The following is a 24039-nucleotide window of genomic DNA, read 5'->3' as shown; positions in this document are numbered from 1 at the left end:
GGGCGCGGTTCGAGGCGCAATTCTCGACCGACTGTCACATTTCGAGAGTCGGCACGGTAGAATAGCGGCAACCTGTTGGATAAGCAATTGCAGGCAATCCGTGCCTAACTCGCGGTTATCGCCCGGTCATCGCCCTGCTTTTAGCCGGTAACTTGCGGCGAATGTGAGCAATTTCGTCAAACCGTCGGCTACCTCGCGCTTTGCGTGCGCTTCGTGACCCGGTGGCAAGCAGCCGTCGCCGCGTGGTGTTAAGCGATTGCTTATCTAACAGGTTGTGCAAGACGCGAGTTCGTTTGATCAAACGGTTCTTATGACCGCTCGCGTCCAAGCCCACTTGCACAGTCGTGTATTTTTTCCACACTTAGGGGCTTGTATGACTAACGCAGTTAACGTCGCAAAGGATCAGGCGTATGTAGTTCCGTTCGAGCAGTTGCGGATGACCGATGTGGAGATTGTGGGCGGCAAGAACGCGTCCCTGGGCGAGATGATCAGTCAACTCGCCCAGGCAGGCGTTCGCGTTCCGACCGGCTTCGCCACCACGGCACTGGCATTTCGCGACTTTCTCCATCACAACAATCTCACCGAACGTATCGCCAAACGTCTCGAGACGCTCGACGTCGACGACGTGAAGGCGCTCGCCGAAGCGGGCAAGGAAATCCGTCAATGGATTGTCGACGCACCGCTGCAGCCGAAGCTCGAAGCTGACATTCGCGCCGGTTTCGAGACGCTTCAGAACAGCTCGCCTGAAGAGCTTTCGTTCGCCGTCCGTTCGTCCGCCACGGCGGAAGATTTGCCGGATGCGTCGTTCGCGGGCCAGCAGGAAAGCTACCTGAACGTGGTCGGCATCGACGAGGTGCTCGATCGCATGAAGCACGTGTTCGCCTCGCTGTACAACGACCGCGCCATTTCCTATCGCGTCCACAAGGGCTTTACCCACGCCGAAGTCGCGCTTTCGGCGGGCGTGCAGCGCATGGTGCGCTCGGACGTCGGCGCGGCCGGCGTGATGTTCACACTCGACACGGAGTCCGGCTTCAAGGACGCGGTGTTCATCACCTCGAGCTATGGCCTCGGTGAAACCGTCGTGCAGGGCGCCGTGAATCCGGACGAGTTCTACGTCTTCAAGACCACCCTCGCGCAAGGCAAGTATCCGATCATCCGCCGCTCGATCGGCTCGAAGCTCATCAAGATGGAGTTCACCAAGGCGGGCGAGGCCGGCCGCGTGAAGACCGTCGACGTGCCGCACGAGCAGCGCAACCGCTTTTCGATCACCGACAACGACGTGATCGAACTGGCAAAGTACGCCGTGATCATCGAGAAGCACTACCAGCGTCCGATGGACATCGAGTGGGGCAAGGACGGCCGCGACGGCAAGATCTTCATCCTGCAGGCGCGCCCGGAAACCGTGAAGAGCCAGGCAAGCGGCAAGGCCGAGCAGCGCTTCAAGCTGAAGGGCCAGTCGCAGGTGATCGTCACGGGTCGCGCCATCGGCCAGAAGATCGGCGCGGGTCCGGTGCGTGTCATCCAGGATCCGTCGGAAATGGACCGCGTGCAGCCGGGCGACGTGCTGGTCGCCGATATGACCGACCCGAACTGGGAGCCGGTGATGAAGCGCGCCTCGGCTATCGTGACCAACCGCGGCGGCCGTACCTGCCACGCGGCCATCATCGCGCGTGAGCTGGGCGTGCCGGCGGTGGTGGGCTGCGGCGACGCGACCGACCTGCTGAAGGACGGCGCGCTCGTGACGGTTTCGTGCGCGGAAGGCGATGAAGGCAAGATCTACGACGGTCTGCTCGAAACCGAGATCACTGAAGTCCAGCGCGGCGAACTGCCGCCGATTCCGGTGAAGATCATGATGAACGTCGGCAACCCGCAACTCGCGTTCGACTTCTCGCAACTGCCGAATGCTGGCGTAGGTTTGGCGCGGCTCGAATTCATCATCAACAACAACATCGGCGTGCACCCGAAGGCGATTCTCGAGTACCCGAACGTCGATCAGGATCTGAAGAAGGCGGTCGAAAGCGTCGCACGCGGCCATGCCTCGCCGCGCGCGTTCTATGTCGACAAGCTGACCGAAGGCATCGCGACGATTGCGGCGGCGTTTTATCCGAAGCCCGTCATCGTGCGTCTGTCGGACTTCAAGTCGAACGAGTACAAGAAGCTGATCGGCGGTTCGCGCTATGAGCCGGACGAAGAAAACCCGATGCTGGGTTTCCGCGGCGCCTCGCGTTACATCGCAGAAGATTTCGCCGAAGCGTTCCAGATGGAATGTATCGCGCTGAAGAAGGTGCGCGAAGAAATGGGCCTCGACAACGTCGAGATCATGGTGCCGTTCGTGCGCACGCTCAAGCAGGCCGAGCGCGTGGTTGGGCTGCTCGAGAAGTTCGGCCTGAAGCGCGGCGAGAAGGGCCTGCGCCTGATCATGATGTGCGAAGTGCCGTCGAACGCGATCCTCGCCGAAGAATTCCTGCAGTTCTTCGACGGCTTCTCGATCGGATCGAACGACCTGACGCAGTTGACGCTCGGCCTCGACCGCGACTCCGGCATGGAACTGCTCGCGGTGGATTTCGACGAGCGCGATCCGGCGGTCAAGTTCATGCTGAAGCGCGCGATTGAAACCTGTCTGCGGCTGAACAAGTATGTCGGCATCTGCGGCCAGGGCCCGTCGGATCATCCGGATTTCGCGCAATGGCTGACGGACGAGGGCATTGCGTCGATCTCGCTGAACCCGGACACGATCATCGAAACGTGGCAGGCGCTGGCCAAGTCGTCAACGAAGCAAGCTGCAAAGTAAGCAACGCGCATAGCCGTTGCGTGCGGTTCGTCAAAGCGGACCGCATCGCCCGGTAAAGTGCGTCTGCTTCGTGCTATAAACACCCCGGTAGATCCGGGGTGTTTTGCTTTGTCAGCCAGAGTTCGTGCGTAGTGCCTACTCGGACCCCATGCAAAGCTCCTGCTCCGGTTCCTTGTAACGCAGTGGAGGTCGACGTGGCGCCAGGTGGATTGTTCTGGTGGATCGGGGCGGGCGTGCTTATCGTGCTGGAACTGATGAGCGGCACCTTCTATCTGTTGATGATCGCGCTGGGTTTCGTGGCCGGCGGTATCGCGCGTATTGCCGGCACCAATCCCGACGTGCAGTTTGCGCTAGCGGCGCTCGTCGCGTTGGCCGCAGTGCTGCTGTTGCGCCGTTCGCGCTTCGGCCGCCGAACGACCCGCAAAGCGGCGGCAAGCAATCCCGACGTGAATCTCGATATCGGTCAGACGCTCGCCGTGAGCGCATGGCGCGATCGGCGTGCGCGCGTGAACTATCGCGGCGCGGCGTGGGACGTCGAACTGGCGCCCGGTGAGCCGGAAGATGCGCGCGTCTACGAGATCAGCGCACTCGACGGCAGCCGCCTGATCGTGGTGGCGGGCAAGCATTCGCACCCGGCACCATAACGATTCAAACCGGAGTCAAACCACAGATGGGAACAAGTATGGATTCGACTATTGTCGCGGTAGTGCTGCTGGTTATCGTATTCATGATCGCGGCCAAGACCATCAAGATCGTGCCTCAGCAGCATGCGTGGGTGCTCGAGCGGCTCGGCCGCTATCACGCCACGCTCACGCCGGGCCTGAGCATCGTGGTGCCGTTCGTGGACCGCATCGCGTATAAACACGTGCTCAAGGAAATTCCACTCGAAGTGCCGAGCCAGGTTTGCATCACGCGCGACAACACCCAGTTGCAGGTGGATGGCGTGCTGTATTTCCAGGTCACCGATCCGATGAAGGCGTCGTATGGATCGAGCAACTTCGTGTTTGCGATTACGCAGTTGTCGCAGACCACGCTGCGTTCGGTAATCGGCAAGCTCGAACTCGACAAGACCTTCGAGGAGCGCGACTTCATCAATCACAGCATCGTGTCGTCGCTCGATGAAGCGGCGTCGAACTGGGGCGTGAAGGTACTGCGCTACGAGATCAAGGATCTGACGCCGCCGAAGGAAATTCTCCACGCCATGCAGGCGCAGATCACCGCCGAGCGCGAGAAGCGGGCGCTGATCGCGGCCTCGGAAGGGCGCAAGCAGGAGCAGATCAATATTGCCTCGGGCGGGCGTGAGGCTTCGATCCAGAAGTCCGAGGGCGAGCGCCAGGCGGCGATCAATCAGGCGCAGGGCCAGGCCGCGGCCATTCTGGCGGTGGCCGAAGCCAATTCGCAGGCGATCCAGAAGATCGCCGCGGCCATTCAGACCACCGGCGGCATGGAAGCGGTGAACCTGAAGGTGGCCGAACAGTACGTGAACGCCTTCGCCAACGTGGCGAAGCAGGGCACGACGCTGATCGTTCCCGGCGATCTGTCGAATATGAGTTCGATGATCGCCTCGGCGCTGACCATCGTGAACAAGGGGAAGGGGACGACTGACCTGCGGTAGAAGGCTCAGGGGACTCGCCCTGACGGAGCGATACGGGCGCGGATGGCGGCGGCCGCGCCCGGCCTCAGGCCGGGTTGCGCATCAGGCGCGCCTTTTCACGTTCCCAGTCGCGTTTCTTCTCGGTCTCGCGCTTGTCGTGCTGCTTTTTGCCCTTCGCCAGACCGATCTCGCATTTGACGCGGCCGCCCTTGTAATGAAAGTTTAGCGGCACGAGCGTATAACCACGTTGCTCGACCTTGCCGATCAGCTTGCTGATTTCCTCGCTATGCAGGAGCAGCTTGCGGGTACGCACCGGGTCGGGCGTGATGTGGGTGGATGCCTCGGGTAACGGGCTGATGTGCGTGCCGATCAGAAACAGTTCGTTATTCTTGATAACGACGTAGCCTTCCTTGATCTGCCCGCGGCCGGCGCGCAACGCCTTGACCTCCCATCCTTCGAGCACGAGCCCTGCTTCGTAGCGTTCTTCGACCGAGTAGTCGTAGAAGGCTTTTCTGTTGTCTATGATGCTCATGAATGGAAAGTGCCCAACTCGTTTAAAATCACGATTTTAGCAAAGCGGGGCAAGGAAAGCCCGCGGCGCTTGTCCACCCTTGCCACGTGCTGTCCAATTTATGGCAGATGTCCAGAAAACCGTGTTGATTCGCCATTCGGCGGAACAGATGTTCGACCTCGTAACCGACGTCGCCGATTACCCCAACTTCCTTCCCTGGTGTGGCGGGGTCGAGATCCGTCGCCAGGACGAGAACGGCATGGAGGCGAAGATCGACATCAACTTCAAGGGTATCAAACAGCACTTCGCCACCCGCAACAGCATGAAGCGCCCCGAGCGCATCGACATGGAGTTCGCGGACGGTCCGTTTCGCAAGTTCACCGGCTTCTGGCGCTTTACGGCGTTGCGCGAGGACGCTTGCAAGATCGAATTCGCGCTGCACTACGAATTCACCAACATCATCCTCGAGAAGATCATCGGGCCGGTGTTCAGCCATATTGCCAACACCTTCGTCGAATCGTTCGTGAAGCGCGCCGACCAGCGCTACGGTAAGGCATGAGCGCGTTGCTGTCGATCGAAGTCTGCTACGCGCTGCCCGATGAGCAGGTGCTAATCCCCGTCGAACTGCCTCAGGGCGCCACGCTGCGGCAGGCGCTGGACGCCAGCGGCATTCTGAAGCGCTATCCGCAGATCGACCTGGACAGGCAGAAGGTGGGCGTGTTCGGCAAGCTCAAGCCGCTCGATACGGTGCTGACCGACCATGACCGGGTGGAAATCTACCGCCCGCTGATTGTCGATCCGAAGGCGGCGCGCCAGCGGCGTGTCGAAAAAACCCGCAAGGCCGGCTCGATCGAAGGGCGGAAGTGGACTAACCGGGATTCGCGGTAAGGCGCGGTGTCGTGCCTCGCGCCTCGTGCCTGTCCTGACCCGGAGCGCGTCGCGCCCGTTCGCCGCTCAATGCGCCGACACCTGCGCCTTCTCCTCAATCGAGACGGTGTCCGCGCCGTCGTCATCCCCATGTTGCCGCACCGACCAGCTCACGCCCGCCACCAGCAGGGCGATCGCGGCCATTTCGAGCGGCCGCGGTAGCCGCTGGTCGTAAATAAACGCGTAAAGCAGGGCGAACAGCGTTTCAAACACAATCATCTGACCCGAGAGGGTCAACGGCAGACGCTTCGACGCGGCATTCCACAGACCATTGCCGAGCCACGACGCGCCGATCGCCAATCCCAGATTGAGCAGCCAGAAGCTGTGCCAGCGCGCGCCGGTGGGCGACGTCTGCAAGGGGCCGGCGGGCAGCAGGGCGATTACGAGCCACAGGATCGCGCCGAGCGCGCCGGTCACCACGCCCCACAGCACGGACCATTCGTTGCCGCTGTAGTGCGTCTGGCGTTGCAGATAACGGGCGTTTTCGACGGCAAACCACGTCCAGGAGACCAGCGCGCCCACCGCGCAGGCGAGCCCAGCGAGTTTCACGGCGATGCCGGTTGAAGCGCCAGAGGCATCCGAGGCGTGCCCGGCCACCGTGAACACATCCACATTGATGCAGACGATGCCTGCCAGCACCAGGGCGAGCGGCCAGGCGAGGCGGGCGAGCGGCACGGCGCCATGGTCGCGCCGGCCGAGCAGCGTGACCGTGACGGGCAGCACGCCGACGATCAGCGAGGTGGGCGCCACCCCGACCAGATGGACGGCGCTGGCGAGCAGGATGTAGTAGAGCAGGTTACCCGCCAGCGCCAGCTTGACGAGCGCCGTCAGATCTTCACGCGTGAGCCGTCTCGCAAGCGAGCGCGCCATCGGCAGGGCGGCCAGCAGCGAGACGAGGCCGTACATCATGTAGCGGCCCGCGCTTAGCAGCAGAGGGGAGAAATCGGCCAGCAGCCGCGGCACCAGAAACACGATGCCCCACAATGCCCCGGCCATCACGCCATACGCCACCCCTCGCTGCATCGACTACTCCGGCAAAAACTGAACAGATGTGCAGATTACCCGTGCAGACGGGAGGTGTCTTGTTCGATCCTGCACTGGTCTGGCGAAACGAAACCGGTTCGAACCCGACCCGAACGGCGAAGCGAAATTCCGCCTGCGAAAGACCCTGGAAAATCACCGGAAATTCGCTAACCTGCTGTTCGTGCAGTGAAAACCGGGGAGGTATCGCGTATAATTCGCTTTTGCGCCTATAGGATTTGCCATGCGTCTGATCCAAACAGCACTCACGTTCGATGACGTGCTCCTCGTCCCGGCTTTCTCCGACGTTCTGCCGCGCGACACCAGCCTCAAGACCAGGCTGACCCGCAACATTTCCCTGAACATGCCGCTCGTGTCCGCCGCCATGGATACGGTCACCGAAGCGCGACTCGCCATTGCGATGGCGCAGATGGGGGGCGTCGGCATCATCCACAAGAACCTCACGCCGGCCGAGCAGGCGCGTGAAGTGGCCAAGGTGAAGCGTTTCGAGTCGGGCGTGGTGCGCGATCCGATCACCGTGCCGCCGCAAATGAAGGTGCGCGACGTGATTGCGCTGTCGCAGCAGCATGGCATTTCGGGTTTCCCGGTGGTGGAGGGTGCACAACTGATCGGCATCGTCACCAACCGTGACCTGCGTTTCGAAGAGCGTCTGGACGAACCGGTGCGCAACATCATGACGCCGCGCGAGCGTCTCGTCACCGTCAAGGAAGGCACACCGCTGGCGCAGGCCAAGGCGCTGATGCACAGCCACCGTCTGGAACGCGTGCTGGTCATCAACGACGCGTTCGAACTGCGCGGCCTGATGACGGTAAAAGACATCACCAAGCAGACCGAACACCCGGACGCCTGTAAGGACGAACACGGCAAGCTGCGCGCGGGCGCGGCGGTCGGGGTGGGCGAGGACAACGAAGAGCGCGTGGAATTGCTGGTGCAGGCGGGCGTCGACGTGATCGTCGTGGATACCGCGCACGGCCACAGCAAGGGCGTGCTCGAGCGCGTGCGCTGGGTCAAGAAGAACTTCCCGCAGGTGGAAGTGATCGGCGGCAACATTGCTACGGCGGCGGCCGCCAAGGCGCTGGTCGAATACGGCGCGGACGGCGTGAAGGTCGGTATCGGCCCGGGCTCGATCTGCACCACGCGGATCGTCGCAGGTGTCGGCGTGCCGCAGGTTACGGCCATCGCCAATGTGTCGGAAGCACTGAAGGGTACGGGCGTGCCGGTCGTCGGCGACGGTGGCGTGCGGTTCTCGGGCGACGTCAGCAAGGCGCTGGCCGCCGGTGCGAGCGCCGTGATGATGGGCAGCATGTTCGCCGGCACCGAAGAAGCGCCGGGCGACGTGTTCCTGTACCAGGGCCGCCAGTACAAGTCGTACCGCGGCATGGGTTCGGTCGGCGCGATGAAGGACGGCGCGGCAGACCGCTACTTCCAGGACAACTCCGCGAATATCGACAAGCTGGTGCCGGAAGGCATCGAAGGCCGCGTCGCCTACAAGGGTTCGGTCACGGCCATCCTGTTCCAGCTGATCGGCGGCGTGCGCGCCAGCATGGGCTACTGCGGTTGCCGCACCATCGCCGAGATGAACGACAAGGCTGAGTTCGTGCAGATCACCGGCGCAGGGCTGCGCGAGTCACACGTGCATGACGTGCAGATCACCAAGGAAGCGCCTAACTACCACGTGGACTAATCGCCCATGAAGCCATTGCTGCGCGCTGTACTCATTATCGATGCGTTGCTGTTGCTGGCGTTCGGCCTGCTGTTCCTGCTGACGCCCTGGACCTCGCTGTACAACGCGCTGCAACTGGTGCAGACGCAGCCCACGCTGGTGGGCCAGGGGCTCGGCATCGCGCTGATCGGCCTCGCGTGGCTGGCTTTTCACGCCTCGATCGACGGCGCGCTGACCTCGACGGTCGCCAAGGTCATCGGGCATGTGAACTGGCTGACGGGCCTGCTGATGCTGGTCTGGCTGATCGGTATGCATCGGCCGGAGCTGACCGGCTTCGGTCAGCTCGTGGCGGTATTGGCGGGCGTGGTGCTGGTCGTGATCGGGCTGGGTGGGGTGCGGCTGTCGGGCGCCGTGCGGCGTCGCGAACGCCTGCGTCTGGCCGAACTCGCTGCCGCCGAGCGCGCCGAAAGGCAAGCGGCGAAAGACGCGGCGCGAGGGCGCGATGCGGTGGGTTACCGCGCCGAGCCGGTGGTAGAGCCGGCGGTGGTGAGGCCTGCCGTGGTTGATCCCGCCGTGCCGCCGGTCGTGCGCCCAGCCAGTCCCATTAGTCCGGCCACCGGTCATCCGGTCGAGCCGGACTTCGCCGCGGCCCACCGGCCGGGAACCCTCTCGGCGAGCGACGCCGAAGCGCGTAGCTCGGCGGCGGATGCGCCCGGCGCGCCTCGGCCGCCGTTTCATGGCTGAACGGCTGACGCGGGAGTCCCGCCAGGCCGCCAACTGCCGAAGCCTCCGGATTGCGTCTGCGCGCGATCTTCACGCGCGTGTGACGGTATGCCCGCGCGATGTCGGATCCCGGCGTCGTTCCGATACATGGCCTCGTGGCCAGGGCCGTTTTGAATTCAACGCCGCGCCTCGTGCGCGGCTTTCCTTATCCGTTCACTTTTAATGCCGTCCGCTGCCATGCATGACAAGATCCTGATCCTCGACTTCGGTTCGCAAGTCACCCAACTGATTGCACGTCGCGTCCGCGAGGCGAACGTGTACTCGGAAATCCATCCCTACGACGTCGACGCGTCGTTCATTCGCGACTTTGCGCCGAAGGGCGTGATCCTCTCCGGCGGCCCGAGCTCGGTCACGGAAACCGATACGCCGCGCGTGCCGCAAGCAGTGTTCGAACTCGGCGTGCCGGTGCTGGGCATCTGCTACGGCATGCAGGCGATGGCCGAGCAACTGGGCGGCAAGGTCGAAAACGGTCACGTGCGCGAATTCGGTTACGCCGAAGTGCGCGCGCGCAACCATACGAGCCTGCTCGAAGGCATCAGCGACTTCACCACGCCGGAAGGTCACGGCATGCTGAAGGTGTGGATGAGCCACGGCGACAAGGTGCTGGAAATGCCGGCGGGCTTTCAGTTGATGGCATCCACGGAGTCGTGTCCGGTTGCGGCCATGGCCGATGAAGCGCGCCATTTCTACGGCCTGCAATGGCACCCGGAAGTCACCCACACGGTGCAAGGGCGCGCCATGCTCGAGCGCTTCGTGCTGAAGATTTGCGGCGCGCGGCCTGACTGGGAGATGGGCCATTACGTCGATGAAGCCGTCGCGAAGATCCGCGAGCAGGTGGGCAGCGAGCATGTCATCCTGGGTCTGTCGGGCGGCGTGGATTCGTCGGTGGCGGCGGCGCTGTTGCATCGTGCGATTGGCGACCAGCTGACCTGCGTCTTCGTTGACCACGGCCTGCTGCGTCTGAACGAAGCCGAGCAGGTGATGGCGACGTTTGCAGACCACCTCGGCGTGAAGGTGATTCATGTCGACGCCAGCGAAGTGTTCCTCTCGAAACTGGCCGGCGTGACGGATCCGGAAGCGAAGCGCAAGATCATCGGCGCGGAATTCGTCGAAGTATTCCAGACCGAAGCCGGCAAGCTGACGGACGCGAAGTGGCTGGCGCAAGGCACGATTTATCCGGACGTGATCGAATCGGCGGGCAAGGGCAAGAAGGCCACGCAGACCATCAAGAGCCACCACAACGTGGGCGGGCTGCCGGAGACGCTCAATCTGAAGCTGCTTGAACCGCTGCGCGAACTGTTCAAGGACGAAGTCCGCGAACTGGGCGTGAAGCTCGGCTTGCCGCCGGCGATGGTGTATCGCCATCCGTTCCCGGGCCCCGGTCTGGGCGTGCGAATTCTTGGCGAAGTGAAGCGCGAGTTTGCGGATCTGCTGCGCCGCGCGGACGCGATTTTCATTGAGACGCTGCGCACGACGATCGACAAGGAAACCGGCAAGTCCTGGTACGACCTGACGAGCCAGGCGTTCGCGGTGTTTCTGCCAGTGAAGAGCGTGGGCGTGATGGGCGACGGGCGCACGTATGAGTACGTGGTGGCGCTGCGTGCGGTGCAGACTCAGGACTTCATGACCGCGCATTGGGCGCACCTGCCGCATGAATTGCTTGGGCATGTGTCGAACCGCATCATCAATGAAGTGCGGGGGATTAACCGGGTGGTTTATGACATTTCGGGGAAGCCGCCGGCGACGATTGAGTGGGAGTGATTTAAGGTCTTTCGGGGACTATCGTCCGCTATCGAAAAACAGACGTAACGTATTGATTTAGAAAGAAATACGTCACGACAGCTATCGGTGGCTATCGCCGGCCAGCGGAACAGGTTGGCGGTAGAAGTGGCGGTAGGAACCGGAGGCTCGATTAAGACCCTCCCGTTTACTATCCAGACCAAACCGGTCTTTGACGGTAAATGTCTCCTCGGGAAAGCTTGTTCTACGCGGCTTTCCCGGCATCAGCAGGTCTCCTGACCCCTGACGGTAAAACGCCGTCACAAACAGGAGGAAAACCTCGATGCTTACCGACACTGCACTGCGCAATTTCAAGCCTAAGTCCAAGATTTATAAGGCTTTTGACCGAGATGGGATGTACGTGACGGTATCGCCCGTCGGTACCGTCACCTTCCGCTACGATTACCGTCTCAATGGCCGCCGCGAAACGCTGACCATCGGCCGCTACGGAGCCGCCGGCATTTCGCTGGCACTCGCCCGCGAAAAGCTGATCGACGCCAAGAAAGCGGTCGCCCTGGGCAAGTCCCCCGCGCTGGAAAAGCAACGCGAGAAGCGCCGGCTGACCGCCGCCAAGACCTTCGGGGAAATGACCGAGAAATGGCTCGCGGGTGCGCGCATGGCCGACAGCACGAAGGCGATGCGTAAGAGCATTGTCGATCGAGACATCTTGCCGGCCTTCGAGAACCGTCAACTCAACGAAATCACCGCAGATGACTTGCGTGCCTTGTGCAACAAGGTAAAGGCACGCGGTGCCCCTGCCACAGCGGTACACGTCCGCGATATCGTGAAGCAGGTTTATACCTTTGCCATCCTGCACGGGGAGAAGATCGACAACCCGGCGGAAGGTGTGGGTGCCGCCTCCATTGCGACCTTCGTGCCGAAGGATCGCGCCTTGTCGCCTCTGGAGATTCGACTGATGGCGCGGCAGATGGAATCGGTGGCAACCTATCCGACCATCCGGCTCGCATTGCGCATGATTCTGCTGACGTTGGTGCGCAAGAGCGAGCTGATCCAAGCTACTTGGGACGAGGTCGATTTCGAGACTGCGACCTGGACGATCCCAAAGCAGCGGATGAAAGGGCGCAACCCCCACGTGGTCTACCTTTCGCGCCAGGCACTCGACATCTTCGTGGCACTCCACACCTGCGCCGCTGGCTCCAAGTTCGTGCTGCCCTCGCGCTACGACTCCGACCGCTGCATGTCGAACGCGACCTTGAACCGGGTGACGCAGATTGTGGCGGAACGGGCCAAGGCCGCCGGTCTGCCGTTGGAGCCTTTCACCGTTCACGACCTACGCCGTACTGGCTCGACGCTGTTGAACGAAATCGGCTTTAACCGCGACTGGATCGAGAAGTGTCTCGCGCACGAAGACGGGCGTTCATCGCGTTCGATCTATAACAAGGCCGAGTATGCCGAGCAGCGCCGGCACATGCTGCAGGAGTGGGCGAATATGGTTGATGCTTGGGTTGAAGGCGGTGCCTATACGGCCACGCAGTTCCCGGTGTCGCTGTCGGTGCCTACACTGCGGGCGCTTGTTTGACGGGGCGTCGCTTGCGTTGGCGGACGTCTGGTGAAGGGGCGCGTTTCAGCGCGTCTGCATTTGAGGCCTGGCGGCGCGCCGCCAGCCAAGCTTCTACCTCCGCAAGATCCCACACCACACAGCGCGGCGTCAGATTGAAGCGCCTCGGAAATTCGCCACGGCGCTCCATGTCGTAGATCGTCGTATCAGCGAGCGGGACCAACTGGCGCAGTTCGGGTCGGCGGATGGTGCGCCGGAAGGGGAGAGGGTGCGCAACGACAAGTTGGTGGCGTTCTTCGTATCCGTCGACGCCGCGAGGCGGTTCGGCCGACGCGCTGCGAACGTTGAGGCGGTCAAGTTGGCCTGAATCTTGGTTATCCATCTTTTGCTCCCTCACGGGGCGATGCTTGATCAGTCATCGTTCGGAATTGGTCACGTCGAGCAATGGTGGCTATTACCAGCCCTGTAGACAACTCGCTAGAGCGTGCTGGGGCAAGGTGCTGCCAAGTCGCCCGTCAGTCAGCTTGACAAGTGTCAGAAGTTTTTGCATAATTCTACCAAATAGGAGCGTTTCGTCATGCAAACCATTGCCAAACAAGTGCTGGAATACGCAGCCGGGTTGCCGGAAGGCACTCCTTTGGTTGCGAAAGAGCTTCTGCATTTGGGCGGCAGGGCTGCCGTCGATCAAGTGCTCTCTCGCCTAGTGAAGCGCGGTGCCTTGTTGCGGGCTGGGCGAGGAATTTACGTTTTGCCCGTGGAGAGCCGTTTCGGGACACATGCGCCGTCCACCAACAAGCTGGTCGAGGGACTGGCTGGTCAGCGTGGGGAAACAATCGTGCCCCATGGGGCGGCTGCGGCCAATGCGCTTGGCCTTACCACCCAAGTGCCAATGAAGGCAATCTATCTGACATCCGGGCGCAATCGGCGTCTGAAGGTCGGTGCGCAAACGGTCGAATTCCGACACGCGCCAATCTGGCAACTGATCTTTCCTGGCCGTCCAGCTGGAGAAGTAGTGCGGGCGCTCGCTTGGCTGGGGCCTGAGAAGGCTGGCGAAGCATTGCGCAAGCTTCGGTCCAAACTGCAACCGTCCGAACTCGAAGAAGTCGCATCGGCGCGTGCGCGCCTGCCGACCTGGATGGCGCAAGAAGTTAGCGCTTTGCTGGCGCATGGCTGAGTTTTTCGAACTCTCTACTGTTGAGCGCTTAGATGCGCTCAATGCGGCTGCTAGCAGTTCCGGCCGTCTGCCTCATCTACTTGAAAAAGACATCTGGGTCGTTTGGTCGTTGCGACATTTGTTCGATGGCCCCCACGCCGGTCATCTGGTCTTCAAGGGGGGCACATCGCTGTCCAAGGCTTATGGTGTCATTCGCCGGTTTTCGGAGGATGTCGATCTGACCTACGATATCCGCGCGATCGCAGGCGATCTAGTCGGAGACGCTGACGCGCCGCTGCCAGCCAGCAAGAGCCAAGAAAAGAAGTGGAGCAAAGAGATCCGGGCACGCTTGGCAGAATGGGTTGCCAGCGAGATCGTGCCGAGGCTCAAGCAGGATCTTGAGCAGCAGTCTCTACCCGCATCGGTACGCGCCGAAGATGACAAGGTTTTTATCGACTACGTTCCGTTGACCGCAGGTACGGGCTACGTCGCCCCAGCCGTCATGCTGGAATTTGGTGCCCGCTCTACCGGCGAGCCCAGCGAACCACGCCTTATCCAGTGCGATGCGGCTGCATATCTGCCGATGCTTGTATTCCCGACGGCCACGCCGCAAGTGATGCGCGCTGAGCGCACCTTTTGGGAGAAGGCCACGGCGATCCATGTCTTCTGTGCCCAGGGTACTTTCCGTGGGGGTGAACGTTTCTCCCGTCATTGGCATGACGTGGCTCGGTTGGATGCGGCCGGTTTCGTGGATGCGGCTATCGCAGATGCGGCGCTCGGTACAGCAGTTGCCGATCATAAGAGCATGTTCTTCGCCGAGAAATCCCCGAAGGGCGAACTGATCGACTACCACGCGGCAGTTTCTGGCGGCCTGCAACTTGTACCTGACGACGGTGCGCTGGTCACGCTGGCTTCCGACTATCAACACATGGTCGATGACGGCTTGTTTCTCGATGATGCTGAGCCTTTTGAGGCTTTGCTGCAGCGATGCCGGGTTATCCAGCAAAAGGCAAATGCACCATCATCTCCGGAAGAGAGTTCTTCCGGTTTACCTGTGTAGGCCCCGTCATGACAAGCCTGAACTGAAGGAGTTTCTATGTCTCAAGCGGCATTCAATATTTTCGATGCATTGTCCGCTTGGGGCAAGACCTTGCCGAACTGGCAGCACTGCCTATTGACTAAATTAGTCGGTGCGGTCGAGCTTCCTGATGCTGCTTTGGATGAGGTGTATACCGAGTACCTGATTGATCAGGAGCTGGCGGTGTCGGAATCGCCACGTGCAACGTGGGACATTGTCTTACCGCAACTCCAGGGTGGTGCGCAGGCGATCGCCAGCGTCATGACCTCAATGACCGGGTTGTCCGGCATCAACGCACTCGCCGCTGGCGAGACGCTGACCTTCGGGCCTAAGCTCACAGTAATCTACGGCCCCAATGGCGCGGGTAAGTCGGGCTACGCACGTGTGCTTAAGGCTGCATGTTTTACCCGCTCCAAGCAGACCGGCATCCTGGGTGACGTGAAGCTTGCGAAGCACAAGCAGCCTAAGCCGAACGCTACGTTCACTTTCGACGACGGCTCCAGTACGATTTTCGTCTACAAAGAGCCCTGCCAGCGGTTACGCGACAACTTCGCGGTCTTTGACTCGACCTGTGTTCGTGTCCATCTGGATGACCGCAATGCGTTCCAGGTGATGCCCTACCTGTTCGATGTCTTCCCGCGCATGGTGGATGTCTTCGGCAAACTGCAGCGCAAGCTTCGCGATGACATCACTCAGCGGTCGCCGGTCACGGATAAGTACGTGATTCAAGGCGGCACCTCCGAGGTTGCCACTCTGTTGGCGACGCTGACGGCGCGCACGGACCTTGTTCGGCTGAAGGCCCTTGCGGTATTCGGCGCGGCGGAAGCCTCCCGCCTTGAGGCAGTTGTACAGCAGCTTGCAACGCTCAGGACTACTGACCCCAAAGAGATCATTCGGAAGAACGAACAGCGGATCGTCGATCTGAATGCGCTGAAGGCATCCCTTACAACCCTGTTCGCAGACGTTTCGTCCGAGTTGGTGGAGGGCATTGCTAGAGCCGTCGGGCAGGTTCAGACACTGTCCGAAAGGGCTGCGGCCTTATCCTCCGCGCAGTTGGGCGAGGAGCCTGTTCAACCGATCGGCACGGCTGCATGGCGTGAGCTGTTGTCGGCGGCCATCACCTTCAATACGGAAGCCTACCCGGGGGAGCCGTTCCCTTCGAAGGTGGATGGCTCCCGTTGTGTGCTCTGCCATCAAGTGCTGGACGAGGACAGCGCCGCTCGCCTCGCACGGTTCTATCAAGTCGCCAGCAGCGATGTCGAAGCGCAGTTGACCCAGGCAAAGGCGGCGTTGGCTGCTTATGGCGTGACGCTGGGCGAGGTGAGCCTTGTCTTCTTTTCTGAGGGGAGCGTCGCACGCCGCACGCTAGAAGAGTTGGACATTGAATTGACATCGGCTATCACCAACCATGTAGAGGGCTATCGTGGCGCCATAGAAGCTTTGATCCACATTGTCATGGTGACGTCCGGGTCAGCCTTAAGTGTTTGGGGCCATGACCCGATTTCCACTCGCGTCGCAGCTCTGGTCGAACGTTTGGAGCAGGACAATGATGCGCTGCGCCTGAAGGATCCAAAGGTCCTGATCGATTCGCTGTCGCTGGAAGAGCAATTGTTGCTTGACCGCAGGGGACTGGTTGGCCAATACGACGCCATTGCTGCGGCCGTCGCGAATCTTCAGTGGGTAGGTAAGGCAAACGTGTGTCTTGGCGCATTCGCCGCGACGCAGCGCGGCGTGACAAGCAAACAGAAGGCGCTGGCGACAGAGTTGGTGGCACAGGGGTTCATCGCGCGCTTCACCGCCAACTGCGATGCCCTGCAGCTCAAACTGCCAGTGCAATTCCGCTTTGCCGGCGACGCAGGAACGACAGACCGCAAGATCGAGATTGCCAACGCTATCGTCACCGGCATCGATCCTTCCCAGGTGTTGAGCGAAGGCGAGCAGACCGCTGCCGCGCTGGCGGACTTCCTCACTGAAGTTGAACTCAATGGATCGTGCCTGGGTGTCGTGTTCGACGATCCGGTGACCTCGATGGACCACATGCGCAAGGAGGCAATCGCGCAGCGACTGGCCGACGAGGCCACGCGGCGGCAGGTGATCGTTTTTACTCACGACATCATGTTCACAAACTACTTGGCTACGGCTGCGGTGGGGAAGGGAGTTGATTTCGCTGGACGCACGGTCTGGCGAGGTGAGGCTGAAGAGCCGGGTGTCATCGATACTTTGGCCTTTCCTCACGAGCACTACGAGGGCGCTGCGCACGACCGCGCAAAAAAATACCTCGATGCGGCGCGGCTCCTCGACGGCGACAAGCAGCGCGATGGATTGGAAAAAGCTTGTGGCAGCCTGCGTACCGCCTATGAGGATTTCATCCAGAAGAAACTATTCGGCAATGTCGTGCGCCGATGGCGCGAGAACATTACCTTCACGCTTGACCAGGTGTATTTTGATGAGCGCATCGCGGCCCAAGTCCATGCGCGCATGGTGATGCTGTCACGCTATATCGATGCTCATTCGCACTCGCCGGACTTCCACGAGGTTCCGCTCACACTCGACGTGGTGACCAGCGAACTGGCCCAGTTTGACGGTATCAAGTCGGGCTACAGCAAGGCTCGCAAAGAATGGGAGAAGGCCAAGCCCAAGGCTGCGACGGTCTTCAGTTGATCGATATAAATGATGAAAGAGGAGGCGTTATGTGGATCTTTGGCTACGGGTCGCTGATGACGGATGGGTGGGAAGGCCGTTACGGTTGCGCGCAGCGCGTCGTCGCGGAACTCCATGGTTACCGGCGCGCTTTTAGTAAAGCTTCTGTCGTGAACTGGGGGACGCGCGCATGTCCGTGCCCAACGCTCAATCTTGAGTCCCGCGAAGATGCCCTGTGCATTGGCGTTGCGTTCAAGTTCCCGGAGACGAGAAGGAGCGAAGTCGAGACCTATCTTGCGAAACGGGAAGGTAAGAGCTTCATGCTCTCCAGCTTGGAAATTATTGTGAAGGAAGAGGGCCCCATACAAGCGTTGGTGCCCCTGTACACCGGCAAGAACATCCTTCCATCAGTAACGACGCGAGAACTTGTTGCGTCTATTCGACAGGCCCGCGGCACAAGCGGTGCGTGCTCTGACTACGTTGTCGATGTCCATGAGCAACTAGCCAAACTCGGCATCGACGATCCGGCAGTGACACAACTGCAAGAGCACTTGCTCGCACTCGGCTGTGGAAACAGAACATGATGATGACAACAGCGGTGATTCGCAAACTGACAATCCAGCGCTTTCGGGGACTGGAGTCATTCGACTGGCACCCTCAGCCCGGAATGAACGTCGTTCTCGGAGGCGGAGATGTTGGGAAAACCACAGTGCTGGAAGCAATCGCGCTGTTGCTCAGCCCATCCAATGCGACCGTGGTGTCTGAATCCGATTACTGGCAGCGTGATAGCACACAGGAATTCGTGATCGAGGCAGTCATGACATTGCAGGAGGCTACGGGTATCGGTTCGCAGCACAACTTTTCCTGGCCATGGGCCTGGAACGGGCAAGACGCGGTGGCGCCATCGGCATCGGAAGAGGATGACTTGCCCGCCCCCGACGATCCCGTGTATCGCGTGCGTGTTCGAGGAACCACCGAACTGGAGCTGGTTTGGGAGATCGTTCAACCGCACGATGATGCTGATCACTTTTCGGTAGCGGTACGGCGCAAGATCGGCTTGGTACGCCTGAGTGCCGATGAGCGCAATGATCGTGACTTGCGCCTCGTCTACGGTTCGGCGCTCGACCGTTTGCTTGCGGACAGCGCCTTGCGGGCGCGCATTGGTAAGCATGTGTCCGATCTGGACCTGCACGATTCGTTGAATCAGCAGGGCAAGGAGGCTATAAAAATACTCGACGAACGCATGATTGAGGCAGCGCTTCCGCGCGACCTCAAGCTCGGACTGACGACCAGTCAGGGGCTTTCGATAGGAGCATTGATCGGATTGCTTGCTACTAAGAACGGGGTTAGCCTGCCTCTGACCAGTTGGGGCGCCGGTACTCGCCGGATGACGGCATTGGAAATTGCCTCATCTACGGAGAAGGAGGCCAGTGTCACGATCATTGATGAAATCGAGCGCGGGCTGGAGCCGTATCGGCTGCGCAAACTCATCAACATCTTGCGAGAGCGGCATAGTCAGACGTTCTTGACGACCCACAGTCCGGTGGCTATCGCCTGTGCTGATCAGGCCCATTTGTGGTACTTGGACAGCAAGGGCGACATCGGTGCGTTGCCTCACGAAAAGATCGGGCCACAACAGCGTCGCGATCCCGAGACATTTCTGGCACGAGTGGCGGTGATTGCCGAAGGGCCAACGGAGGTTGGATTTCTCCGATTCCTGCTTGAAAAAGCCTTCGGTACGGAGCCGCTCGATTACGGTGTCCGCGTCTGCGACGGACAGGGCAACCCCGCGACCTTGGATCTGCTGGAGACACTCGCATCCGCCGGCCTGCTCTTCGCAGGCTTTGCGGATGACGAAGGAGCCGCACCTGGACGCTGGAAGGCGCTCAAGGACAAGTTGGGGGACCGGTTGCATCAATGGCCGAAGGGCTGCACCGAACAGCACGTGATAGGCGCTATCCCCGACGACAGGCTACAGGACTTGCTCAAGCTTGGTGCTGGTGAGATGGACGGCGACCGCCTTCGTACATTGGCGGATCGGCTCGGTCTCCAAGACAAGCAAGCTGCAGCCATGGGGGAGGCGCTGACGGCCACAGGAAAGACTTGGCGTCAACTCATCATCGACGCGGCGACCGGAAACAAGGCGGGCGCGCCGGAGGGTTCAGAGAAAAGCTGGAAGAGCCATTCGCGAAACTGGTTTAAGTCGGAAATCGGAGGACGCGAGTTAGCCGAAAAAATGATCGCGCTCGGCGCCTGGGAGACGATCCACCCTCAACTGCTGCCGCTGATTAACGCGATCCTGACCGCAGCGGGCCGGCCCGCGCTTACAAAGCTAAACCTATGAGTGACGAGGCGGTCGCCAAACTCCTTCGATCAAACGAGCCTCTCGTCATCATTGAAGCGTCCGCTGGTTGCGGAAAGACCTATCAGGGGGCCACTTACGCAAGGGACGTTGTCAGTTCCATTGGTTCCGGCCGTTTGTTGATCCTGACTCATACGCACGCTGCCTGTGCTGTGTTCGCGGAACGTACCAAGGGCGCGAGTTCCAGAGTCGAGATCAAGACTATCGATGCGTTGATTGCACAGATTGCCACCGCTTATCACAAGCCTCTCGGCTTACCGCGGGACCTTTCGTCGTGGGCATGGCATGACAACGGCAAAGGCTTTGACATCATGGCAACGAAGGTAGCAGCGTTCCTTTGCCTGCGACCGATGGTTGCCCATGCATTGGCGCAGCGGTATCCCGTCATCATCTGTGATGAGCATCAGGACTCAAGCGTCGACCAGCACAGCGTTGTGATGTCCTTGCGCGACGGTGGTGCCGTGCTGCGCATATTCGGCGATCCGTTGCAACGCATCTACGGTGCCAAGACGGACAAAGCTGCTCGAATTGACCGCGAGCGCTGGGAAGCGCTCAAGGATGGCGCAGCATGCGACAAGCTGGAGACCCCTCATCGTTGGAGGGGTGGATGTCCAGCACTGGGCGAATGGATACTTTCGGCGAGAGCATGCCTGGAGAGCGGGCAACCGATCGACCTCACCGGAATATTGCCGACGTCACTACGAATACTGACCGGCAACAACACGGCACAGACTCGCACGAGTTATCAGCTGTCGAAATCCCATCGGCCGCCGATCGACAAGCTGGTTCGCAATGCCGACCAACTTATGATTTTGGCTTCACAGAATGACTTGGTCGCCGCACTGCGGGCCTTCTGGGGGCGCGCGATCCCAATTTGGGAAGGACATACACGCGAAGCGCTGGCCACCTTGGTTAGCGTGCTTCGTGTAGAGAAGGGGAATGTGGAGGAACTTACCGAAGGACTTATTACCTTTGTTGGCAGCGTGGCGGTCGGCTTCAGCAAGAGCAGTCACGGCGACCGCCTTCTTGAAGAGGTACGAAACGGGGCGGCGCGTCCAACGACAGGTAAACCGGCCAACATTCAGGCTGTCGCGCAGCGCTTGTTGGCTGACCCTTCACATAGTGGTGTGGCGGCTGCGCTGGATCTGATTCGTGTGCTCATCGACGGTAAGGCGGCCGGTTTCGATGCCGTGAAAATCGATCTTCGTACCGAATTTAAGGACGCGATCCGGATCGGCCAGTTTGTCGGTGCAGACGAGGCCTTCACAGAAATCGCTCGCAAACGCACGTATGCGCGCCCCTCTCCGCCAAAGCGCGTTCTCAGCAGCATTCATAAGGCCAAAGGCCTTGAATGCGATAACGTGTTGCTGATGGCGTGCGATAAAACTCAGTTCACAACGACCTCCTATGCAAAATGCAAAATGTACGTGGCACTGAGCCGGGCGAAAAATTCCCTAACTCTGGTCATACCAGATAACAACCCAAGCCCCCTCTTTAAACTCGCATGAGCGCGAAGCGTCAGGGAAGAAGTCCGAAAGATTATTTGCCGCCGCGCTAGTGCAGCAGCAAATAGCAACTAAATATTAGGAGACGAAATTGGTTGATTTCAAGAAGCGACTGGCAGGGAAAAAAGCGGAGCGCCCGACCGATCCGGTCAAACTCTATGACACTCTGGATCGTGCGCATGACAAGGGGCCGTTGCGCCCGGCTCAGTTGGCCGTGCTGCAGAACTGGTTTGCCAGCCATCGCGATGACCGGGACGTGATCGTCAAGCTGCACACTGGTCAAGGAAAGACGTTGATCGGACTGTTGATGCTGCAGGCACAGCTAAACAGCGGGAAAGGGCCTGCGCTCTATTTATGTCCAGACAATTTCTTGATCGCTCAGACGATCGAGCAGGCCAAACAGTTCGGCATTGCTACCTGCCAGGCTGATCCTGAATTGCCAGATGACTTTGTGAATGGCGACAAGATTCTGGTCACCTCGGTGCAAAAACTATTCAACGGATTGACGAAATTCGGGTTGAACCGAAAATCAATACCGGTCGGCACGCTGCTGATGGACGATGCACATGCTTGCGCTGATACGATCCGCGAGGCATGCCGGATTCGCATACCCAAAGAGGATCCAGCGTACGAAGCCATAAAGGCACTGTTTGCCGACGATCTGGAGCAACAAGGCCTGGGCACATTCGCAGACATCAACAATGATAAACGTGATGCGCTGCTTCCAGTACCTTACTGGGCGTGGATCGAACGGGAAGCCGAAGTTGCCAAAATTCTTTCCGCCGGCACCGAACGCAAATCGATCAAATTCGCATGGCCGCTTCTAAAGAACATTCTCGGGCATTGCCAGTGCGTGGTATCTGGCGTGGCGATTGAAATCGAGCCCCACATCCCACCGCTGACCGCCTTCGGCAGCTATGCGGATGCGTCACATCGCATCTTCATGTCGGCGACGGTAACTGATGATGCCTTCCTCATCAAGGGCTTGCAACTCAAGCCCGAGACAATCATTCACCCGCTAACCTATTCAAAAGAAGGCTGGTCAGGCGAGAAGATGGTGCTGCTCCCCTCGCTAATCCACGAGGAGTTAGACCGCGAGCGCATTGTCAAAGGCTATGCTGTACCGAAGCCAAAACGTCGGCATGGTGTTGTTGCACTTGCGACCGCATTCGCAAGGGTAAAAGACTGGGAGTCCTACGGCGCAGTTGTAGCCGATAAAGAATCGGTGGGCGAGGTCATCAACGACCTGCGCAAGGGCGAGTATGAAAAGGCGGTAGTCCTGGTCAATCGCTATGACGGCATCGATCTACCCGACGACACCTGCCGTATGTTGATCTTCGATGGCAAACCATATTCCGAGAGCCTGATCGACCTTTACGAGGAAGCATGTCGTCCGGACAGTGTGGCCACATTGATGCGTACCGTGCGCACAGTGGAGCAAGGAATGGGGCGCAGCGTACGCGGCGAAAAGGACTATTCGGTCGTCATTATCGTCGGCTCTGACCTCACACGACTGGTTCGAGATCGGGAATCCCGCAAGTTCCTCTCGTCGCAAATGTCACGGCAAATTGAGATTGGCCTTGAGATCGCAGAAATGGCAAAGCAGGATATCGAGGCAGGCGAAACGCCTGCCAATGCCTTCAATGGCCTGGTTCGCCAGTGCCTTCAGCGTGACGAGGATTGGAAAGCGTTCTACGTCGAGCAGATGGCTAAGGTCAAGCCATCGGGGGCCAATGAGCGTGTTCTTCGCGCATATGCTGCAGAACTTGCGGCTGAGCAGGCATACCGCGATGGAGACTACGCCACTGCAGCGGAGTCCCTTCAAAAGCTGTTGGACAAGAAGCTGGTTGATGGGCAGGACAAAGGTTGGTATTTGCAGGAGATGGCGCGCTATCAGTACCGTGCTAACCGTCCTGAATCCCAGCGTCTCCAGATCGCCGCGCACAAAGATAACCGGCTGCTGTTAAAACCGTCCGACGGTGTGACTGTTGCTAAGTTGACTGTGGTCAGCCAAGGGCGGATCGAACGGATCACCGCTTGGGTCAGAAAATTCGAGAGCTATGAACAACTCGATATCGCGCTGTCTGACATCTTGGGGCGTTTGGTGTTTGGCACTAAGGCAGACAAGTTCGAACAGGCACTGGATGAGATTAGCCGGGCCATCGGGTTTGCCGGGGAGCGGCCGGATAAGGAATGGAAGGAGGGACCGGACAACTTGTGGGCGTTGGACGACACCCAGTACATTCTCTGGGAATGTAAAAATGAAGTTGACGTCGGTCGCTCCGAAATCAACAAGCGCGAGGCCGAGCAGATGAATCGCTCAAGCGCCTGGTTCGACAAACACTACGCAGGCATGAAGGTCAAACGCATCATCGTTCACCCGGCCAGCACGGTAGCCAGCGCAGCATCATTCACTCATGAGGTGGAGGCAATGCGGGAAGCTGAACTTAGGCGATTTATTAAGCAGTTGCGAGAGTTCTTCAAATCTTTCGAGGCATTCAACTTCAAAGATCTCTCGGCGACCCAGATTCAGAAGCTCGTGGACGCGCACGGCTTGTCGGTGTCGTCGCTGCTGACCCAATCGACGAAAAAGCTGAGAGATATTAAATAGCCGAGTTGTATGGACTAAGCCGCCGGCCGCAGTAGCTCCAGACAACCAGATTTAGAGAGCGGCCTACATCGCTTATTTGAAC

General features: G+C 59.9%; 19 protein-coding genes. 16 read left to right on the top strand and 3 right to left on the bottom strand.

Going from position 1 to position 24039, the window contains the following annotated elements:
• The first annotated feature begins 373 nt into the window (after window positions 1-373).
• The 3 genes from ppsA to FQ755_RS32330 all read left to right on the top strand — a co-directional run bounded on the left by ppsA (window position 374) and on the right by FQ755_RS32330 (window position 4406).
• The gene (gene ppsA / locus FQ755_RS32340; RefSeq protein WP_144160948.1) at window positions 374-2791 is read left to right on the top strand and encodes a phosphoenolpyruvate synthase; all 2418 of its coding nucleotides are present in this window, start codon (window positions 374-376) and stop codon (window positions 2789-2791) included.
• A gap of 194 nt (window positions 2792-2985) precedes the next feature.
• Window positions 2986-3435, top strand: a complete 450-nt coding sequence (locus tag FQ755_RS32335) for an NfeD family protein (protein ID WP_144160945.1) — start codon at window positions 2986-2988, stop codon at window positions 3433-3435.
• A 38-nt stretch (window positions 3436-3473) separates the two neighbouring features.
• Window positions 3474-4406, top strand: a complete 933-nt coding sequence (locus FQ755_RS32330) for an SPFH domain-containing protein (protein WP_144160942.1) — start codon at window positions 3474-3476, stop codon at window positions 4404-4406.
• 64 nt (window positions 4407-4470) lie between these two features.
• Here the strand turns inward: FQ755_RS32330 and smpB are convergent, their stop codons facing one another.
• Window positions 4471-4917, bottom strand: coding sequence for an SsrA-binding protein SmpB (smpB, locus tag FQ755_RS32325; RefSeq protein WP_074299595.1), 447 nt, complete (start codon window positions 4915-4917; stop codon window positions 4471-4473).
• 100 nt (window positions 4918-5017) lie between these two features.
• Here smpB and FQ755_RS32320 point away from each other — a divergent pair, with 100 nt between their 5' ends.
• The gene (locus FQ755_RS32320; RefSeq protein WP_144160937.1) at window positions 5018-5455 is read left to right on the top strand and encodes a type II toxin-antitoxin system RatA family toxin; all 438 of its coding nucleotides are present in this window, start codon (window positions 5018-5020) and stop codon (window positions 5453-5455) included.
• Entirely contained in the window at window positions 5452-5784 is a 333-nt protein-coding gene (locus FQ755_RS32315) for an RnfH family protein (protein WP_144160934.1), read from the top strand. The genes FQ755_RS32320 and FQ755_RS32315 overlap by 4 nt, the downstream gene beginning before the upstream one ends.
• 66 nt (window positions 5785-5850) lie before the next feature.
• Here the strand turns inward: FQ755_RS32315 and FQ755_RS32310 are convergent, their stop codons facing one another.
• Window positions 5851-6846 carry a DMT family transporter gene (locus FQ755_RS32310; protein WP_144160931.1) on the bottom strand — a complete coding sequence of 332 codons (996 nt, stop codon included), beginning with the start codon at window positions 6844-6846 and terminating at the stop codon, window positions 5851-5853.
• Between the two features lie 241 nt (window positions 6847-7087).
• Between FQ755_RS32310 and guaB the strand changes: the two genes are divergently transcribed.
• The 4 genes from guaB (at window position 7088) to FQ755_RS32285 (ending at window position 12629) form a co-directional block, all read left to right on the top strand.
• The gene (gene guaB, locus FQ755_RS32305; RefSeq protein ID WP_144160928.1) at window positions 7088-8548 is read left to right on the top strand and encodes an IMP dehydrogenase; all 1461 of its coding nucleotides are present in this window, start codon (window positions 7088-7090) and stop codon (window positions 8546-8548) included.
• Window positions 8549-8554: 6 nt separating this feature from the next.
• Window positions 8555-9271 (top strand): hypothetical protein, encoded by a 717-nt coding sequence (locus FQ755_RS32300; protein ID WP_144160925.1) that lies wholly within the window; start codon window positions 8555-8557, stop codon window positions 9269-9271.
• Window positions 9272-9487: 216 nt separating this feature from the next.
• Entirely contained in the window at window positions 9488-11071 is a 1584-nt protein-coding gene (guaA, locus tag FQ755_RS32295) for a glutamine-hydrolyzing GMP synthase (RefSeq protein WP_144160922.1), read from the top strand.
• A gap of 301 nt (window positions 11072-11372) precedes the next feature.
• Window positions 11373-12629: a tyrosine-type recombinase/integrase gene (locus FQ755_RS32285; RefSeq protein ID WP_144160916.1), complete on the top strand. Its 1257-nt coding sequence runs from the start codon at window positions 11373-11375 to the stop codon at window positions 12627-12629.
• Here FQ755_RS32285 and FQ755_RS32280 read toward each other — a convergent pair.
• Entirely contained in the window at window positions 12607-12990 is a 384-nt protein-coding gene (locus tag FQ755_RS32280) for a helix-turn-helix transcriptional regulator (RefSeq protein WP_144160913.1), read from the bottom strand. The two genes, FQ755_RS32285 and FQ755_RS32280, sit on opposite strands and share 23 nt — an antisense overlap.
• Before the next feature lie 195 nt (window positions 12991-13185).
• Between FQ755_RS32280 and FQ755_RS32275 the strand changes: the two genes are divergently transcribed.
• From FQ755_RS32275 to FQ755_RS32245, 7 genes are all read left to right on the top strand, one after another.
• Window positions 13186-13782 carry a DUF6088 family protein gene (locus FQ755_RS32275; protein ID WP_144160910.1) on the top strand — a complete coding sequence of 199 codons (597 nt, stop codon included), beginning with the start codon at window positions 13186-13188 and terminating at the stop codon, window positions 13780-13782.
• Window positions 13775-14821, top strand: coding sequence for a nucleotidyl transferase AbiEii/AbiGii toxin family protein (locus FQ755_RS32270; protein WP_144160907.1), 1047 nt, complete (start codon window positions 13775-13777; stop codon window positions 14819-14821). Before FQ755_RS32275 ends, FQ755_RS32270 begins: the two co-directional genes overlap by 8 nt.
• 36 nt (window positions 14822-14857) lie before the next feature.
• A complete protein-coding gene (locus tag FQ755_RS32265; RefSeq protein WP_144160904.1) occupies window positions 14858-17500 on the top strand; it encodes an ATP-binding protein in 2643 nt (880 codons plus the stop codon).
• Between the two features lie 29 nt (window positions 17501-17529).
• Window positions 17530-18063 (top strand): gamma-glutamylcyclotransferase, encoded by a 534-nt coding sequence (locus tag FQ755_RS32260; RefSeq protein ID WP_186308722.1) that lies wholly within the window; start codon window positions 17530-17532, stop codon window positions 18061-18063.
• On the top strand, window positions 18060-19823 hold the full coding sequence (locus FQ755_RS32255; RefSeq protein WP_144160898.1) for an ATP-dependent nuclease: 1764 nt from the start codon (window positions 18060-18062) through the stop codon (window positions 19821-19823). Before FQ755_RS32260 ends, FQ755_RS32255 begins: the two co-directional genes overlap by 4 nt.
• Window positions 19820-21349: a UvrD-helicase domain-containing protein gene (locus FQ755_RS32250; RefSeq protein WP_144160895.1), complete on the top strand. Its 1530-nt coding sequence runs from the start codon at window positions 19820-19822 to the stop codon at window positions 21347-21349. The genes FQ755_RS32255 and FQ755_RS32250 overlap by 4 nt, the downstream gene beginning before the upstream one ends.
• 88 nt (window positions 21350-21437) lie before the next feature.
• Window positions 21438-23957 carry a DEAD/DEAH box helicase family protein gene (locus FQ755_RS32245; RefSeq protein WP_144160892.1) on the top strand — a complete coding sequence of 840 codons (2520 nt, stop codon included), beginning with the start codon at window positions 21438-21440 and terminating at the stop codon, window positions 23955-23957.
• The last annotated feature ends 82 nt before the right edge of the window (window positions 23958-24039 follow it).

The organism is Paraburkholderia sp. BCC1885 (assembly GCF_900996235.1).
Classification (GTDB): domain Bacteria; phylum Pseudomonadota; class Gammaproteobacteria; order Burkholderiales; family Burkholderiaceae; genus Paraburkholderia.
Note: the sequence above shows the minus strand (reverse complement) of the source record. Positions and strands in the feature narration are given on the sequence as shown.